Raw genomic sequence first — 16,957 nt, 5'->3', positions numbered from 1 at the left:
TCCTAGCCCTCCACTTTTTGGATGCACCAAGAAATTAGGGTCTCTAGACGCTCCACATTTTCAGTCAGATGGAGATAGCCCATCACTGCTTCAAAACCTGTAGACATGCGATAGGTCACCACATCTGCATTTTTAGCCTTTGTATGGCTATTGGTATTGCGACCTCGTTTGTAGATTTCTTCTTCTTTTTCCGTCAAGACTTGCTCCTCCAACATGAGGGCAATCAGGCGAGCCTGAGCCTTGGCTGACACATACTTAGTTGCCTCTTGGTGGAGCTTGTTGGGTTTGGTCATGCCTTTAAGGATGAGATGGCGACGAATATACATGGAATAAACCGCATCTCCCTCAAAAGCTAGCGCAATCCCATTAATAAGATTGACATCAATCACGAGTCCACCTCACTCCATCTTTGGTGTCAAGGAGCTTAATCCCTTGAGCAGCCAATTGGTCACGGATTTGGTCTGCTGTCGCAAAATCACGATTCGCACGCGCTTCTTGGCGTTTTTGGATTAAGGCTTCAATCTCTACATCCAAAACTTCCTCAACAAAGACAATCCCAAAGACCTCTAACATAGCCGCAAGAGCTTCCTTAACACTTGTATCATAGTTGCCGGAGTTGATCCATTTGGCCATTTCAAAGACAACTGTAATACCGTTGGCAGAGTTAAAGTCCTCATCCATGGCTGCTACAAACTTATCTTTAAAGTTCTGCAACTCTTGAGCGTCTACCGTTCCAGAAAATGGTTGCTCGTAAGTGTTCTTTAGATACTTAAGATTTGTCTCTGCATCATGCACTGCTTTTTCCGTAAAGTTGATAGGCTTACGGTAATGTTGAGTCGCAAAGAAGAAACGCAATACTTGACCATCAATGGTCTTAAGGGCATCATGGACTGTAATGAAATTCCCCAAGGATTTAGACATCTTAACATTGTCGATATTGACAAAGCCATTGTGCATCCAGTAGTTGGCAAAGGTCTTGCCTGTTTTGGCTTCAGACTGGGCAATTTCATTGGTGTGATGCGGAAACTCCAGATCTGCTCCCCCACCGTGGATATCAATGGTATCGCCCAAAATCTCTGTCGACATGACCGAACACTCGATATGCCAACCCGGACGACCAGGTCCCCAAGGACTTTCCCAAGAAATCTCGCCTGGTTTTGCAGCTTTCCAAAGGGCAAAGTCTACAGGATTTTCCTTGCGAGCCGTTTCTTCATCGGTACGACCTGAAGCACCTAGCTCCAAATCTTCTAAGGTTTTATTGGCCAATTTAGCATAGTTATGTGATTTTTCTACACGGAAGTAAACATCCCCTTGACTCTCATAAGCATAACCTTTTTCAATCAAGTCAGCGACAAAACGAATGATGTCATCCATAAACTCAACTACACGTGGATGGCGAGTAGCAGGTTTGACGCCTAAGGCTGTCACGTCTTCACGAAAGGCAGCAATGTACTTGTCCGCAACCTCCTGTGGCGTGATGCCTTCTTCCTTGGCACGGTTGATAATCTTATCATCCACATCCGTGAAATTGGAAATATAGGCAACTTCGTAGCCACGGTATTCAAAGTAGCGACGAATGGTATCAAAGGCTACTGTTGAGCGGGCATTGCCGACATGGATATAGTTGTATACAGTTGGCCCACAAACATACATCTTGATCTTGCCGTCCTCGATTGGGACAAATTCTCGCAAATCACGAGACATGGTGTCGTAAATTTTAATCATGCGGTCCACTCCCTTCTCTATTTCTGACTTTTTCGGCTGAAAACCAGCTCTGCAAAAGGGCCAAATTGTCTGAGGCTATCCAGTTGGTAAAAGCGCTGCCCTTCCTCTTGGGTAAAGAGGGGAACCCCCTTTCCTAGGATAAGGGGCGCTATCTGAATAATGAGGTGGTCGAAAAGATCCGCATCCAAGAGCGGTCCTACCAAGGAATTACCACCAATCACAAAGACATTTTTGCCTTTGTCAATCTGGTGAACAAAATCCACCACATCCCCAGCTACTGGCTGGTAATTGCTGACAGGCAGGTGTCTATCATGCGTAAAGACATAGTTTTCCGTAGCTTGATAAAAACTTTCTACATCTTGCAAATCCTGAATTTCCTCAAAGGTCCGCTTGCCCATGATGGTGATATCCATTTGCCTGTAAAAGTCATCATAGCCTGTATCCTCTACAGAACCAAGCTGATGCAGCCAGTCTATCCTGTGCTGGCTGTCTGCCAAGTAGCCATCCATGGTGATACAGCCGTAAAAATATACTGCCATTCTTGTAGTTACCTTTCTAGTTCCTTTGCTATTGTCAAAGCGATAGTGAAAAAAGTCATGGCATCAGCTGTCCGCTCTTCATGGCGGGCATCCCAGGTTCGGTTATGATGATCCACATAGTCAGCTGTGTAGAAGAATTGATAGACCTTGCTCTTGCGGAATTGACTCCAAGCCATGATAGCTGAAGCTTCCATGTCCACCACTTGAGCCCCAGCAGCTAAGCGACGCTTGACCTTATCAGGCGTTTCCCGATAGAAAGCATCTGTGGTCCAAGACTTGGTGCGGATATGCTCAATATCGTACTTGTCAAAGATAGCTTCAAGCTTAACTAACAGAGACTCGTCATAAGCGACTTCATCACCCGGTGGGGCATAGTGGTAGCTAGTGCCTTCATCTCGCAAAGCAGCAGCCGGCAGGATAATCTTGTCCGCCTCAATTGAGCGATCCAAAACGCCACAAGAACCTAGAATGATGAAGTTCTTAAATCCTCTTGCTTTGAGTTCTTCTAAGAGTCCAACAACCATCGGGGCTCCAATCGTAGCTATAGCAACGGCTACCTTACTCCCATCTTTTTCATAGATATACCATGGAAGTCTGCCATTTAGATTGGTTAGATATCCACCTTCATAAACATCTTCAAACTTCTTTACTCGTTCTACGATTTCTCCATTAAAAGATAAAATAATCGTGTCACAGATTTCTCCACCACCACGAATACTTCGATCAGTTGGTTCGATAACAGCAGGTACATTTTCGAATTCTTCTAATAGCATTTTTCTACTCTTTCTCATTCAGATAAACTACCTGTGTCTGTTTGACAAAGCCGATTTTTTCATACAAGCGCTTGGCACCTACGTTGCTGTCCTCTACTGCAATCTGAAATTCCTTATCATTTTGCTCAATCAGTTGGTTGACTAGGGATTTTGCTAAATAGCTTCCATAGCCTTTTCCACGTTCAGGTTCCGATATTGCCAAACCATAGAGGTAATTCGTATTAGTCGATAAATCTACCGTGCAAGTTCCAATAACCTGACCGTTTTTTAATAAAATATATAGGCGACTTTCTGGATCTTTTAGAGCTTCAGCAACATATCTATCCGCAACTTCTCTCGATTCATGCTCCTCTGAAAATGCCTGAAATTTTAACTGGCTAATTTGCTCCTGATATGAACTATCTGCTAACAAAACTTCAAGATTGGAAAGTTTTGCTAACGGATAAGGTCTTCTATCCTTACCTAACCAGGTTTCTGTATTTTCATCCTCGACCAATCCCCAGTTGCTGACAAAATCAGGATGATGCTCTAGAAAAATACGTTCTGTCTGAAAAGTAACTGAACGAATAGGGAAAGAAGCCGTTTCTTTCTCAAAACTCGTAAACAAAGCACGCGCAATTCCCTGACGGCGATAATTTGGATGAACCAGTATCGTCACTTCCACATCTTGGTCATCCGCATAGACAGTTAATAGACCAACAAGTTCGCCTTTTTCATAATAAAGGAAAAAGGCGGGCATGTTTGGGTCAAAATTAAGCATGTTAGAGAGATAAGGAGCACGATAAGTTCCATCATAGGCTTGGCAACAGTCAATTAGTTTTTTCGCTTCAAATAACTCTTCTTGGCTCAACTTATTTCTTGCTTGAATCATATAGGTATCCTCTACAACCCCGACGATCTGTGACTGGCTTCTCTAGCCTGCTCTAGTTTATTGACATAGTACTCTCGTTTTTCTTCGACTTCATGGATCGTTGGTTCATCCTTCTGTCCATGAACTCGGACGATCTTAGCTGGGATTCCGACAACCGTTACATCACTAGGTACGTCTGCCACGACTACTGCAGCAGCACCGACTTTGGCATTTTCACCGATTTCCACTGGTCCGATGACTTGGGCATGGGCTGATATGAGAGCTCCTTTACGCACAGTCGGATGGCGTTTGCCAACATCCTTCCCTGTTCCACCAAGAGTCACTCCGTGATAGAGAAGAACGCCTTTTTCAACAATCGCTGTCTCTCCAATCACCAATCCTGAACCGTGGTCGATAAAAACACCTGAGTCAATCTGGGCACCCGGATGAATCTCGATTTGGGTCCAAAAGCGCCAAAACTGACTGTGCATCCGAGCTAGGAGTTTGAAGCCATGATTCCAGAGAAAATGCGAGAGACGGTGAGCAGCTAAGGCCTTGACACCTGGATAAGTCAGCAAAACTTCCAAACTGTTGCGTGCCGCTGGATCATTTTCTTTTACAATATCAATGGTTTCGCGCCACCATCCCATACATTTCTCCTTTTCTTATTCTGAATCTTTTGGTGTTTCTGTAACTTCTTTCTTAGGTTTGTGGTCCTTGTGATGACGTGGACGGTGAGGACGTTCAGCCTTTTCACCTTTTTCATCGTGTTCTGGTTTTGGCGGACGAGGAAGAAGAGCTTTCATAGAGGCATCGATACGGCCTTTTTCATCAATCTTGATAACCTTAACGTCGACTTCATCACCGATAGCTACCAAGTCTTCGACACGGTTGGTACGAGTCCAAGCCATTTCAGAAATGTGCACAAGTGCATCTGTCTTATCAAAGAGATTGACAAAGGCACCGAATTTCTCGATACGAACAACCTTAGCATGGTAAACTTCATCTACTTTGGCTTCACGAACCAAGCCAGCAATGATTTCTTTGGTACGGTTAATGGCATCTTGGTCGCTAGAGTAGATAGATACATTTCCTTCTTCGTCGATATCAATCTTAACACCTGTTTCAGCGATAATCTTGTCGATGGTTTCTCCACCTTTACCGATGACAATCTTAATCTTGTCCACATCAATCTTGATGGTATCAATTTTCGGTGCAGTTGGAGCCAATTCTGGACGAACTTCAGGAATAGTCGCTTCAATCACATCAAGGATTTCAAAACGCGCTTTCTTGGCTTGAGCAAGGGCTTCTGTCAAGATTTCAGCAGTAATTCCTTGAATCTTGATATCCATTTGAAGAGCTGTAATCCCGTCACGAGTACCAGCAACCTTAAAGTCCATATCTCCAAAGTGGTCTTCCAAACCTTGGATATCTGTCAATACTGTGTAGTTATTTCCGTCTGAGATGAGACCCATGGCAATCCCTGCTACTGGCGCCTTGATTGGCACACCACCAGCCATAAGGGCAAGCGTTCCCGCACAGATAGAGGCTTGAGATGAAGAACCGTTTGATTCCAAAACTTCTGCTACCAAGCGGATAGCGTATGGGAATTCTTCCAAACTTGGCAAGACTTGAGCAAGAGCACGCTCACCGAGAGCACCGTGACCGATCTCTCGACGACCTGGCGCACCATAACGACCAGTTTCCCCGACAGAGTATTGAGGGAAGTTATAGTGATGCATAAAGCGTTTCTTATACTCTGGGTCCAAACCATCGATGATTTGCGTTTCTCCCATCGGAGCTAAGGTCAAGACTGAAAGAGCCTGAGTTTGTCCACGAGTAAAGAGACCTGAACCGTGCACACGAGGAAGGAAGTCAACAACTGCATCCAAAGGACGAATTTCATCGACCTTACGACCGTCAGGACGAACCTTGTCTTCCGTGATCAAACGGCGCACTTCAGCGTGTTCCATTTGTTCCAAGATTTCAGCCACATCACGCATGATACGGTCAAATTCTTCGTGGTCTGCATATTTTTCTTCATAAACAGCAGTCACTTGGTCCTTAACTGCTTGAGTTGCAGCTTCACGAGCCAATTTTTCTTCTACTTGAACCGCTTTTTGAAGGTCGCTGTTGTAGGCTGAAATGATTTCAGCCTGCAATTCAGCATTTACATGAAGCAATTCCACTTCTGCTTTTTCCTTACCGACAGCAGCAACGATTTCTTCTTGGAAGACAATCAATTCTTTGACAGCTTCGTGTCCTTTCAGAAGGGCTTCCAACATGATTTCTTCTGACAATTCTTTGGCACCAGACTCTACCATGTTGATGGCATGTTTAGTTCCTGCTACTGTCAATTCAAGAAGAGATTGCTCTGCTTGTTCTTGAGTAGGGTTGATGATGATTTGGCCATCTACATAACCCACTTGTACCCCAGCGATTGGTCCGTCAAACGGGATGTCTGAGATAGAAAGTGCCAAGGATGAACCAAACATAGCTGCCATTGGTGCAGATGCATTTTCATCGTAAGAAAGAACCGTATTGATGACTTGCACTTCGTTACGGAAACCTTCCGCAAACATTGGACGGATTGGACGGTCAATCAAACGCGCTGTCAAAGTCGCATCTGTTGAAGGACGTCCTTCACGTTTCATAAAGCCACCAGGAAATTTCCCAGCCGCATACATTTTTTCTTCGTAGTTGACTTGAAGTGGGAAGAAATCCCCAGTTGCCATCTTCTTAGACATCACGGCTGCAGTCAAAACAGTCGACTCACCGTAACGCACGACAACAGAGCCATTTGCTTGCTTAGCAACCTGACCAGTCTCTACAATTAACTCACGACCCGCAAAAGTCGTTTGAAACACTTGTTTTGTCATTAAAATCCCCTTTGGATTAATTATATTATACGCCTTGCCTACAAAGATCAGGATACAAAGGGCGTAAAGAATCCCGTATGAAAATAGGAGATTGACGCAGTTGTGCGATGCACACCAGGAAATCTATCTTTTTCACTAGGGATTTAGCCCGTGTTCAACTATCAAGATACTAAGGCCGCAAAAAGCAAAGTAAAAATAGGAAACTGACGAAGTCTTCGATGAAGACAAGACAGTTTATCTTTTTTACACAGCTTTTCGGCTGGGTTCAATTACTCAAGATACAAATCATTAGAAAGGTTTGATGCTAAAGCATCTAATCCTTTTACGCTAATCGCTATCAGACGATTAGCTAAATGCTTTACTAACTCTCTCGTCAAATAATATCGATTTGACTCGTTCGTGTCGCTTCAACTAAATGCTAAAAAGAACAAATTATGGAAAATTTCTTTTATAAAGTTGAGAATTTGGAAAGCTTTTAAAACTTCAATACCCTCATCTTTGTATCAAGTACGTACAGAGTCTATTTTATCATATTTTTCTTAAAAAGTGCGGGCTTTTCTATTAAAAAGGAACCATCCCCCTCGCTTGAGAAGAATGGTTTGCTTTTTATTATCCTAGAGACTGATGATTAAACAAGGCATGAGTTGCTTGATGGATGTATTTTGCTGTTTCAGCATTGTTCATGGTGTAGAGATGCACACCAGCGACATCCTGGGTTACCAAGTCCACGATCTGATCCACTGCATAGGCAAGTCCTGTTGCTCTGAGTGACTCAGGGTCATGCTCATACTTGTCTAAGATGGCCTTAAATTTACGTGGAAGGTGGATATTCTCACAAGTCTTCAAAAGACGAAGTGCTTGGTTACGGTTAAGAATAGGCATGATCCCCGCATGAATAGGAACATCAATCCCTGCCAAGGTACACTTGTCTTGGAAATCGTAGAAGCGCTCATTGTCAAAGAAAAGTTGCGTTACAAGGCTTGAACAGCCTGCATCCACTTTCTTCTTGAGATTTTGAATATCTGAGATCTGGTTTGGCGAGTCAGGATGCCCTTCAGGATAACAAGCTCCAATAATATCAAAGTGAGGGGCTTGTTCCTTGATGAACTCGATCAAGTCCGTTGCGTAGCGGAAATCCTTTTGTGGTTCCACATCAGGGATAATATCCCCACGCAGGGCCAAGATTTTCTGTACCCCAACCTTGTCCAAGTCCGCAAGTGTCTCTGCAACCTTCTCCTTGGTCAGATAGATAGCTGGCAAGTGGGCAATGGTTGGAATCGCCAAGTCATTCTGGATAAAGTCAGCCAAACGAACCGTTGTTTCCTTGATATTAAATTTATTATTGCTGGCAGTCACACTGATAAAGTGTGGTGTCAGCTCCCGCATATCCTGCAAGGCTGAAATAATTTTATCATTACCCACTGCTGGGTTTGGAGGGAACACTTCAAATGAAAGTGACGGCGTTTGGCGTGACATAGTCCTTATCCTTTTCTTTTTGATTTCATGATTGCTGAGCCAGCTAGGGCTAAGCAGTTCCTTGATCAGTCAGGGTCAAGAGAGAAATCTTATCTTACAATTTCTCACGCGCAGCTTTTGCTGCTTCGACAAGGCGGATCAAGCTTTCTTTTGTTTCTGGAATACCGCGTGTTTTCAAACCACAGTCAGGGTTGATCCAAACTTTCTTGCTTGGAACTTTGGCAAGAATAGCATCAATCGTGTGGTCGATTTCGCCTTCATTTGGCACACGAGGAGAGTGGATATCGTAAACCCCAGGTCCCACTTCTGTTTGGAAGTTTTTCGCTTTGAGTTCGTCCAAGATTTCAAGGTTTGAACGGCTTGCTTCAAAGGAAATCACATCTGCATCCATGTTGTCGATAGCTGGGATGATATCTGTAAATTCTGAGTAACACATGTGAGTGTGGATTTGAGTATCTGGCGCTACTGTAGAGTGTACCAAGCGGAAGGCAGGGATTGCCCAGTCAAGGTAGTCTTCGTACCAGTCGCTACGACGGAGTGGCAATTTCTCACGAAGAGCAGCCTCGTCGATTTGGATGATTTTCACACCTGCAGCTTCAAGGTCAAGAACTTCATCCTTGATGGCTAGAGCGATTTGAAGAGTAGAATCCTTGATCGAGATGTCTTCACGTGGGAATGACCAGTTGAGGATGGTAACAGGTCCAGTCAACATACCCTTAACAGGTTTGTCTGTACGACTTTGAGCATAGCTAGACCATTTGACAGTGATTGGGTTGAGACGAGTGACATCACCCCAGATGATTGGTGGTTTCACCCCACGCATACCGTATGATTGTACCCAACCATTCTTAGAGAAGAGGTATCCTGACAAGTTTTGACCGAAGTACTCAACCATGTCGTTACGCTCGAACTCACCGTGTACCAGCACGTCAAATCCAACTTCTTCTTGCCATTTGATCCATTCGTCGATGGTTTCAGCAAGGAAAGCATCGTATTCTTCTTGTGACAATTCACCTTTACGGTAAGCCAAACGTTTGGCACGAACTTCCTTAGTTTGAGGGAATGAACCGATGGTTGTTGTTGGAAGTGCTGGAAGTTTGAAGGCTTCTTCTTGGATAGCTTCACGTTCAGCAAAGGCTGGCAAACGAGTGTAGTCAGCATCTGTCAAACCAGCGATACGCGCACGAAGTTCTGCATTTTCACCCACACGCTCAGTCGCAAAGAGTTCTTTGTTAGCTGCAAGAGCTTCTGCACCTTGACCATTGCGGATAGCATCCAAGTCACGAAGTTCTTCCAATTTTTCAACCGCAAAGGCAAAGTGGTTCAAGATAGCTGGTTCAAATTCTTCGTTAGCTGTTGTAAATGGCACATGAAGAAGTGAGCATGAACTTGTCAATACGATGTTTTCAGCTGGGATTTGCTCAAGAACAGCCAAGCTCTTTTCGTAGTTGTTACGCCAGATGTTTTTACCATTGACGATACCTGCATAGAGAGTCTTGTCAGCTGGGAAGCCACCTTTAACGAGTTCAAGAGTTTTCTTACCTTCAACGAAGTCAAGACCAATGGCATCAACTGGCAAGTTCACAAGGTCAGCGTAGACATCACGAACATCACCGAAGTAAGTTTGAAGCAAGACTTCAAGACCTTTTTTGTCAGCCAAGAGCTTGTTGTAGAGGTTCAAGAAGAGAGCTTTTTCTTCAGCTGTCAAGTCTTTGACAAGAGCAGCTTCGTCGAGTTGGATACGAGTTGCACCAAGTTCAGCCAATTTAGCAAAGACTTCTTGGTAGGCAGCTACAAAGCTATCTACGAAGTCTTCTGCTTTCACGCCTTCTTCAAAGTCTGACAATTGAAGGAAAGTGAATGGCCCTACAAGGACTGGACGAGTGTTGAGACCAAGTTCTTTGGCTTCTTGGAACTCATCGAAAATCTTGTGACCTGCAAGTTTAACTTGAGTGTCTTTTTCAAATTTAGGCACGATGTAGTGGTAGTTGGTGTTGAACCATTTCTTCATCGGAAGGGCACGCACATCCCCTTTTTCTCCTTGGTAACCACGACCCAAAGCAAAGTAGCGCTCAAGCTCAGACAAGTCCAAGTTTTGAACTGAAGCAGGTACTACGTTGAAAAGGAAAGCTGCATCTAGGAAGTTGTCATAGTGAGAAAAGTCATTTGATGGAATTTCAGTGATGCCTTTTTCTTTGACAATGTTCCAGTGTTTCGCGCGCAATTCTTTAGCCGCTGCCAAGAGTTCTTCTTCTGAGATTTCTTTTCTAAAGTATTTTTCAGTTGTAAATTTTAATTCGCGGAATTCACCCAAACGAGGGAAACCGATGATCGTAGTTGACATGATGTGTCCTCCAAAATTTGTTGTTGAAACTATCTTAACAGAAAAGAAACTGTCTGTATAATTGTAAATAATTAGGCTTTGATATAGTTTGAAACTATATCTCTCTTTTAAACAAAAGAAAAGGACTTGAGACCAGTGTCTCAAATCCTTTGTATAGCTTGTCTTGTGGCTGTATTTTAGTTGGAATGCTCAAACGAGCTATTGATGATTCTCATCAGTGACTATGGCTTGCTATTAGAAAAGACTATAAGTTAGTTATCCTTTGGTAATTTTGATATTTCCCTTAAAAAGTGCGGACGGGAGGTAAAATTATCCAGTGGATGATTTTAGCAAACCAAGTTATTTCATCCCTATCAACCTTTTTCCTGTTCTAGGGGGACAACTGCCAGTGTCTTGCCCAAACTGGCTAAGACTTTTAAGACCGTATCCAACTGAGGACTAGTCTTTCCTGTTTCCATTCTAGCTATAACAGGCTGGCTCACTCCACTGAGTTCTTCTAGTTTTTTCTGACTGATACCTTGCTCATGCCTAGCCTCAATCAGCTCGCTCATGATAGCCACTCGCATATCACTTTCAAGGATTTCCTCCTTGGTAAAGAGTTCAGACCTGATATCTTTCCAATTACTTCCAATAGCACTATTCTTCATCACTTAACCCTCTTTCTTTTATGTTCTTCAGTTCACGCTTGGCTTTTTCAATCTCTCTCCTAGGAGTTTTCTGAGTCTTTTTGGCAAAATGATGTAAGAGAACGAAACTCCCATCAAGCCAAGCCACAAATAATATCCTATCCCTAAGAGGTCTAAGCTCCCAAATCTCATCTTCCGAATGTTTGATATAGGGTTCACCTGCTCTAGTCCCATACTGACTAAGCAACTCGATATAGTCATTTAGTTTATTGAGTTTGATGCGGCTATCCTTACTTTTCTGACTAGCCAATTCTCTCATATAATCCAAGACTGGCTCATTTCCATTTTTGTCCTTATAGAAGTAAATCGTGTGCACCAAGCAACCTCTTTCTAATTCAATTATAACTCAAAAGTTATTGAAAGTAAATCCTAATACTCATAAAAAGAAGACCTTAGAATCATTCTAAAGGTCTCATCTTTATTATTCGAAAAAATTACGAGAAGAGTTATAATGTGGAGCCAATCCTGACTCTTACTTCAGCTCAATCCCTTTCTCACGAAGATTAGCCAGACACTCCTCATAGTAGGCAGCATCATGTTCGCTATAGATAGGACTTTTCAGCTTTTCTTCTGCTAAGTTTTCATAGGAAGGACAGGTCTTACCACGGTAGTTCTTGTCCAGCCACTCTGGACTGACATTATAGCCACGGTTAGCCATCTCCTCCATGATCAAGCGATGATAGGCATAGAGACGATAGGGCGAGTGGGTAAAGACATAGTCTACCGTCGCATGCTTTCTGCCCCAGCCATTGCCACGCAGGGCACAGCACTCTCGATGTTGCCCTAAAAGTTGTGGACGGGGAAGTTGTGAAATCAAATCCTCATGCCAAAGTCTCATGGGAGTCTCCTTTCAGTAAGGTCGAATGTTGCAAGTAGGTATTGGGATAGCGTTCAAGCAAGTCTCGAGTTTTAGCGATCAAGTCTTCCTTGGAAGCTTGAGCAAAGCGGTAGCGATCCAGCAAGAGCATATAGTCCTTACGCTCGGCATCTGTCGCTTTCTTTTTGAAATAGCCCCAAATATGCTGAAAGGCATTGCAAACCTGACCCCTGTGTTCTGGGATTTGACAGGCACGGTCAATCATCTCTTGAACCTGACTCAGCTCCACTTGTTCATTCTTCAAGTATTGGCGAATCTCATTGTAAATATTGCTGGAATGGCTCAAAACGAGGTATTTATTTCTAGCCCAGAGTTGTTGGCATTGGTATTTTTGGTTAGTTTCCATCTTTCTCCTTTTTTTCTATCAGTTTCCAGGAAATATGGAAACAAAGTAACAGTCCTATAAAGTAGACTCTTGAAGTATGCTTTATTGCTTATTAATACTATTTTCTAGTATTTCAATCTCGTTTAAAATGGTATTCAAATGATCTTGATAGTTTTTAATCATACTACTATCTAAGTAATTCTTAATTTTCTTCTGTTTTAGTCTCAACTCCCAATACTTACAAGCTAATCTCATGTAATTACAGTAGTCTTCTCTATTTATTATTGGAGACTTACTTGATTCTATCAATTCGTTAACAAATGTTTCATCAATACCATAGATATCTGCAAAGAACTCCGAAGCACAGTTATAGCTATCTAAAAAATTCTGCAACTCCAATCGATTTTTAATAAACATATTTTGAGAACCAGCATTAATAATAGGGGTTTTAAAACCATCATAATATTGATTCATAAAATAAGCAAAAGTATCAAATCGATCATTCCCTAAAGATTTTTTTGTGTTATTTAAAGCACCTTTCATAGGTAAAATACTGATGTTCATTGGAGAATAACGCATGACTTCAAGAGAATCTTTCAATACATCCGAAACATTTGTCTCATTTAATATCGACTCGTATAACCTACGCTTTCCATCAAATGATGTAGGAACTATGTTAAAAGATACATCTCCGTTAACTTGTATTTTCCTACTTCCATGCTTGAAAATGAACTTTTCTTCCTCATTTTTAAACAAAAATTCTCCATAATATTTGAGATAAAAATCCCAAGCCAATTCATCTTTATCACTACTAAATTCATGACGTGAGGTCAATGTTATTCCTACACTTGTTTGATTTTCTTCATTTTCATTTGACTTCATAAGCACACTTCCTTTGCTATATCCTTGTTTTTCTCATCAACTTTTAAATTCCTTCAAACACTTTTTAAGCTCAGCATCAGCTTCTGGTATGGTTCCGTGGAATTGATTCAGCATTTCTAATAATTTCGAAAATATTTTTAATTTTTCTACATCCCGTTCATCTTCATAATTCTGGAATCTAATATGTGGAGTATTACTTTATTTTTCCATATACCTTATTTTTCCTATACTCATCTAAAATATTTTTAACAACTTTGGTTACTGCTATTTCATCTTTATCCCATTTACTAGTTTGCTCATCACCATCATAGTTATAACCTAAGCAGATCTTCTCACTCTCTTTCTCTATTTTCATAATTATATTAGCTTTATTTTCTTCAATATATACTTCAATAGCTTTTCTTTCATCATCACTATAAAAAACAGGAATTAAGCTTAAATGTCGTCTCCATGCATCACCATCCTGCTTGAGTAGTTCCTTCAACAAATACATTAGCTTAATCTCGATAGAATCATGCAAATAGTAGTAATAAGTAGAATTTAATTTTATATTTTCAAACCCATTGGAAATTTTTAAAAAATTATACTTTGGTTGAACAGAAAAACCTCTATATTCATCAATATAATGTGAGGTAAACTCTAATAAGATTGTTTGATGGTATTTTAGACGTAAAATTTGCCAAGAACTTCTTGCGTTAGGATGAATAAGTGCATAAACTGGTGTTCTTAATTCATCGTTTTGTGGATCATCAATTAAATCAATAGTAAATTCTGGAAAAGGATCATAGTACCATGAAATACTTTCATAAGAGCTCTTCATCTTCACCCAATTCTCTGTATCATCAATATATGTGATAACTCTCTCTTTCGGAAATGGTATTATACCCAATCTAAACTTAAAAAGTTTTTCAATGTCATCTATATTACCCTGACTATCAATAGCAGTATTTTTTGCTCCCTTTCTTACATATATTTGATTTTCTTTCACTTTATTATACCTTTGAGTCAAATAAAAGGGAACCTTAGTAGACTTTTTAACTACAAGAACTTCTAAATTACCATTATTTATACTTCTCAACTCAACAGAAGGCACACAATCTCCTGCCCAAGATAAATTTTGTAAAAAATCTTGATAACTTTCCTGAGTCCATTTTTTAGTAAATTGTTTTACACCTGTAATCTCTACTGGTTTATCACTAATTCCCATTATAATGTATGCATCATGATTACTCATATTATTTGCCATACAAATAATATCATGAAGAAGGTCTCCCTTTTTCTTGTTCTTATCCTTTTCGCTTTGACCTTCATAGAAATATGGTTTTTCTTTAAAATCCCAATATTCCCCTTCAGTTTCTTGATAAAATAATTCTCTTACAATATCTTCAATTTCTTGATTCGTTAGCATAAAATCTCCTTTGGCTTTTTGACATTCTAGAAATTCCTTTTCTTCTAAGACTTTTTATTCTAGCTTTTTTACTATTTTTTGTTTTTAAAACATACAGCTGTACGAAGAAAGAATAAGCTAAAATAGCTTTCTGAACCATTAAATAATTCACATTTTTTTCATCAACCAAACCATGCATAAAGAGATTTCTATTTAAAGGGAGTGTTTCTTCATCATATTCTTCGTCTAAGTCCTCAAATCTCTTGAAGAGGTTTATCTCCCTAAAACTTTTATCATGATATTCAGAAATATAAGCAATATGAGAAATTAACTCTTTCAGGTATTCATCATGATTCAAAGAATCCATAAAATTTCTAAACGATTTTTGAGAAACTTTAATTTCAGATTGCTTTTTCTTTTGTTCTTGTATTTGGAGTTTAGCAAGTACATTTTCAATTCTTTCACAGCAAAACATGACCATTGTTTTATACATTTTTAGCTGTTCAAGATTTTGTAGTTGACAAATCTCTTTATATGTTTTTAGAGATTTAGAAACAAAATCATAAACTGTTCTACCATATTTTTCCTCCCATAATGATAGATAGTTCATCAGTACAATATTAGCTTCTTTTTGGTTTTCTATTTCATATGATCCCATTTCATCAATGAATAATAACGGAGGATAAATATCATAGTGCAAGAATTGTGCTATTTTTCTTTTATCAAGCTCCTCTAAGTCTTTTTCATATTTTTCGAAATCAATTGAAGAAAAAGTATCTATTAAGGATTTAAATGTATAGGAATACGACTCATTTATCTTATCAATCAATGAAAGCAATGGACTAAAATCTATTTTTGGTATCTCTATTTGCGATAATATTTTTAAACATGCCTCAGAAATCGGCCTCATCTTCTCAGAAATATCTAAATTGATTTTTTGAAAGTTAACTCTAACTTCTTCTAAACTTGAAATCTTTGAGTTCATTTCTTTAGAGACTTTCTCAGATTCCATTTTATTTTCTTCTTCGTTATTACAATCTACCATAAACTCTTCCTTCATTACAATAATTTATAAATTAAAATATAAGTTATACCCAATTACAATTCTAGAGAATTACTCACTCAAATTATACCACGAATCTACCAAAAAAACGTCTTTAGATAATAATATATCTAAAGACGTTTATTTTTATCCAGCTACTTGTTCTGCTTCTTCTACTTTAACTTTCTTATCCTTCTTACCTGAACCAGTCAATCGTCGCTTACTATCTCGGATTGTATTCAGGTCCTTGAGAAGTTTGGTCAGGTGTTCTTTTTCTGGATAGGCTTCTGCGCTGGCTGCGGTATAGCGCATAAAGAGGTCGTAGATGCTGGTTAGTTCGGTACGGACTTGTCTGGTCTTGCCGACCTCCTTGGCAGACTTATGCGCACGCGCCTGACTTTCCACCTTATCATACTCCTCCTGCGCACTGATCACCGCCGTCAGCATGGGTGTCAGTCCTAGACTGGTCACTGCCGTGTGGTAGGGTTCTTCGCTGAGAGTTTTGAGCAGACTCTTAATTTCTGCTGTTTCCACATCATTGCTATGTTTGGTGATATCCTTGTACTTGGCAAAGACTGGTTTCAAGGTCTCATGGGCTTCTTTGAGTTTGGTCTCCTTGATCTTAGCAAATCCTCGATGAAGAGTAAAGAGACCAACTAGGGCACTGTCACGATTGCGATCGACTTCGGTCAGGTTCGTTGCCTCTTTCTTTTCTACGATAGCGAGTTGGCCTTGGAAATCTGCTAGCTTGCTCTTGAAGGAATCAAGATGCTTGCTATACATAGGCTCGTCCTTATGTGCCTTGGCAAAAACTTCTAGTAGTTGACCCGTATCTACCATGAGACTTTCAAACTCACGATTGGTAAAGTTGGTGTAGCTTAGCGGACGGATGGTAAATGTTTTTGTCATGATGATAACCTTTCTTTTTTCATTATTTCAAAAAGGAGTTTTCCCTTAAATTTATAAATCCATTCTAACAGTTACTTTAAAAGATTTGTCCCCCTTCCTCTGAACTGTCAATATTTCCATCTAAAATGTACTTCTCAGGGCAAATCTTTTATTTCCAAAATAAAAAATCCCTATCTGACTGGACACATATCCCGTCTGTCAGATAGGGACTCTTACTTTTTTTAGATTTTAACTTTTCTAGTTTTAGAATACATTTAAACTTT

At 40.4% G+C, this 16,957-nt stretch carries 17 protein-coding genes; all 17 read right to left on the bottom strand.

Going from position 1 to position 16,957, the window contains the following annotated elements; translation table 11 throughout:
* Positions 1 to 2 precede the first annotated feature (2 nt).
* Positions 3 to 389, bottom strand: a complete 387-nt coding sequence (locus GOM48_RS02020) for a Mini-ribonuclease 3 (RefSeq protein ID WP_000567912.1) — start codon at positions 387 to 389, stop codon at positions 3 to 5.
* Positions 382 to 1,725, bottom strand: a complete 1,344-nt coding sequence (gene cysS, locus GOM48_RS02015; protein ID WP_235098050.1) for a cysteine--tRNA ligase — start codon at positions 1,723 to 1,725, stop codon at positions 382 to 384. Before cysS ends, GOM48_RS02020 begins: the two co-directional genes overlap by 8 nt.
* A gap of 17 nt (positions 1,726 to 1,742) precedes the next feature.
* Positions 1,743 to 2,264 (bottom strand): dihydrofolate reductase family protein, encoded by a 522-nt coding sequence (locus GOM48_RS02010; protein ID WP_000301974.1) that lies wholly within the window; start codon positions 2,262 to 2,264, stop codon positions 1,743 to 1,745.
* 8 nt (positions 2,265 to 2,272) lie between these two features.
* Positions 2,273 to 3,037 (bottom strand): nucleoside phosphorylase, encoded by a 765-nt coding sequence (locus tag GOM48_RS02005; RefSeq protein WP_235098048.1) that lies wholly within the window; start codon positions 3,035 to 3,037, stop codon positions 2,273 to 2,275.
* A gap of 4 nt (positions 3,038 to 3,041) precedes the next feature.
* Entirely contained in the window at positions 3,042 to 3,908 is an 867-nt protein-coding gene (locus GOM48_RS02000; protein ID WP_235098046.1) for a GNAT family N-acetyltransferase, read from the bottom strand.
* Between the two features lie 11 nt (positions 3,909 to 3,919).
* Entirely contained in the window at positions 3,920 to 4,537 is a 618-nt protein-coding gene (cysE, locus tag GOM48_RS01995) for a serine O-acetyltransferase (protein ID WP_235098043.1), read from the bottom strand.
* Between the two features lie 15 nt (positions 4,538 to 4,552).
* Complete coding sequence (gene pnp / locus GOM48_RS01990; protein WP_235098042.1) at positions 4,553 to 6,766, bottom strand: polyribonucleotide nucleotidyltransferase; 2,214 nt, start codon at positions 6,764 to 6,766, stop codon at positions 4,553 to 4,555.
* 609 nt (positions 6,767 to 7,375) lie between these two features.
* Positions 7,376 to 8,242, bottom strand: a complete 867-nt coding sequence (gene metF / locus GOM48_RS01985) for a methylenetetrahydrofolate reductase [NAD(P)H] (RefSeq protein WP_235098040.1) — start codon at positions 8,240 to 8,242, stop codon at positions 7,376 to 7,378.
* 94 nt (positions 8,243 to 8,336) lie between these two features.
* On the bottom strand, positions 8,337 to 10,586 hold the full coding sequence (metE, locus tag GOM48_RS01980) for a 5-methyltetrahydropteroyltriglutamate--homocysteine S-methyltransferase (RefSeq protein WP_235098038.1): 2,250 nt from the start codon (positions 10,584 to 10,586) through the stop codon (positions 8,337 to 8,339).
* A gap of 353 nt (positions 10,587 to 10,939) precedes the next feature.
* Positions 10,940 to 11,233: a helix-turn-helix domain-containing protein gene (locus GOM48_RS01975; protein WP_049504738.1), complete on the bottom strand. Its 294-nt coding sequence runs from the start codon at positions 11,231 to 11,233 to the stop codon at positions 10,940 to 10,942.
* On the bottom strand, positions 11,223 to 11,588 hold the full coding sequence (locus GOM48_RS01970; RefSeq protein WP_235098036.1) for a type II toxin-antitoxin system RelE/ParE family toxin: 366 nt from the start codon (positions 11,586 to 11,588) through the stop codon (positions 11,223 to 11,225). Before GOM48_RS01970 ends, GOM48_RS01975 begins: the two co-directional genes overlap by 11 nt.
* Positions 11,589 to 11,744: 156 nt before the next feature.
* Positions 11,745 to 12,110 (bottom strand): TIGR02328 family protein, encoded by a 366-nt coding sequence (locus GOM48_RS01965; protein ID WP_235098034.1) that lies wholly within the window; start codon positions 12,108 to 12,110, stop codon positions 11,745 to 11,747.
* Entirely contained in the window at positions 12,094 to 12,495 is a 402-nt protein-coding gene (locus GOM48_RS01960; RefSeq protein WP_235098032.1) for a YbgA family protein, read from the bottom strand. Before GOM48_RS01960 ends, GOM48_RS01965 begins: the two co-directional genes overlap by 17 nt.
* A gap of 81 nt (positions 12,496 to 12,576) precedes the next feature.
* Positions 12,577 to 13,356, bottom strand: coding sequence for a hypothetical protein (locus GOM48_RS01955; RefSeq protein ID WP_007517765.1), 780 nt, complete (start codon positions 13,354 to 13,356; stop codon positions 12,577 to 12,579).
* Positions 13,357 to 13,549: 193 nt separating this feature from the next.
* Positions 13,550 to 14,764, bottom strand: coding sequence for an ATP-binding protein (locus GOM48_RS01950; protein ID WP_235098029.1), 1,215 nt, complete (start codon positions 14,762 to 14,764; stop codon positions 13,550 to 13,552).
* Positions 14,742 to 15,788 (bottom strand): hypothetical protein, encoded by a 1,047-nt coding sequence (locus tag GOM48_RS01945; RefSeq protein WP_235098028.1) that lies wholly within the window; start codon positions 15,786 to 15,788, stop codon positions 14,742 to 14,744. Before GOM48_RS01945 ends, GOM48_RS01950 begins: the two co-directional genes overlap by 23 nt.
* Positions 15,789 to 15,932: 144 nt before the next feature.
* Positions 15,933 to 16,694, bottom strand: a complete 762-nt coding sequence (locus tag GOM48_RS01940) for a DUF6261 family protein (protein WP_235098026.1) — start codon at positions 16,692 to 16,694, stop codon at positions 15,933 to 15,935.
* Positions 16,695 to 16,957: the final 263 nt, after the last annotated feature.

The sequence above is a fragment of the Streptococcus oralis genome, from assembly GCF_021497885.1.
GTDB classification, from domain to species: domain Bacteria; phylum Bacillota; class Bacilli; order Lactobacillales; family Streptococcaceae; genus Streptococcus; species Streptococcus oralis_BQ.
Note: the sequence above shows the minus strand (reverse complement) of the source record. Positions and strands in the feature narration are given on the sequence as shown.

What these genes read in the sequence shown, in the direction of transcription:
- cysS (WP_235098050.1), bottom strand. Translation starts at nt 1,725, where the DNA reads ATGATTAAAATTTACGACACCATGTCTCGTGATTTGCGAGAATTTGTC.
- GOM48_RS02010 (WP_000301974.1), bottom strand. Translation starts at nt 2,264, where the DNA reads ATGGCAGTATATTTTTACGGCTGTATCACCATGGATGGCTACTTGGCA.
- GOM48_RS02005 (WP_235098048.1), bottom strand. Translation starts at nt 3,037, where the DNA reads ATGCTATTAGAAGAATTCGAAAATGTACCTGCTGTTATCGAACCAACT.
- GOM48_RS02000 (WP_235098046.1), bottom strand. Translation starts at nt 3,908, where the DNA reads ATGATTCAAGCAAGAAATAAGTTGAGCCAAGAAGAGTTATTTGAAGCG.
- cysE (WP_235098043.1), bottom strand. Translation starts at nt 4,537, where the DNA reads ATGGGATGGTGGCGCGAAACCATTGATATTGTAAAAGAAAATGATCCA.
- pnp (WP_235098042.1), bottom strand. Translation starts at nt 6,766, where the DNA reads ATGACAAAACAAGTGTTTCAAACGACTTTTGCGGGTCGTGAGTTAATT.
- metF (WP_235098040.1), bottom strand. Translation starts at nt 8,242, where the DNA reads ATGTCACGCCAAACGCCGTCACTTTCATTTGAAGTGTTCCCTCCAAAC.
- metE (WP_235098038.1), bottom strand. Translation starts at nt 10,586, where the DNA reads ATGTCAACTACGATCATCGGTTTCCCTCGTTTGGGTGAATTCCGCGAA.
- GOM48_RS01975 (WP_049504738.1), bottom strand. Translation starts at nt 11,233, where the DNA reads ATGAAGAATAGTGCTATTGGAAGTAATTGGAAAGATATCAGGTCTGAA.
- GOM48_RS01965 (WP_235098034.1), bottom strand. Translation starts at nt 12,110, where the DNA reads ATGAGACTTTGGCATGAGGATTTGATTTCACAACTTCCCCGTCCACAA.
- GOM48_RS01960 (WP_235098032.1), bottom strand. Translation starts at nt 12,495, where the DNA reads ATGGAAACTAACCAAAAATACCAATGCCAACAACTCTGGGCTAGAAAT.
- GOM48_RS01955 (WP_007517765.1), bottom strand. Translation starts at nt 13,356, where the DNA reads ATGAAGTCAAATGAAAATGAAGAAAATCAAACAAGTGTAGGAATAACA.
- GOM48_RS01950 (WP_235098029.1), bottom strand. Translation starts at nt 14,764, where the DNA reads ATGCTAACGAATCAAGAAATTGAAGATATTGTAAGAGAATTATTTTAT.
- GOM48_RS01945 (WP_235098028.1), bottom strand. Translation starts at nt 15,788, where the DNA reads ATGGTAGATTGTAATAACGAAGAAGAAAATAAAATGGAATCTGAGAAA.
- GOM48_RS01940 (WP_235098026.1), bottom strand. Translation starts at nt 16,694, where the DNA reads ATGACAAAAACATTTACCATCCGTCCGCTAAGCTACACCAACTTTACC.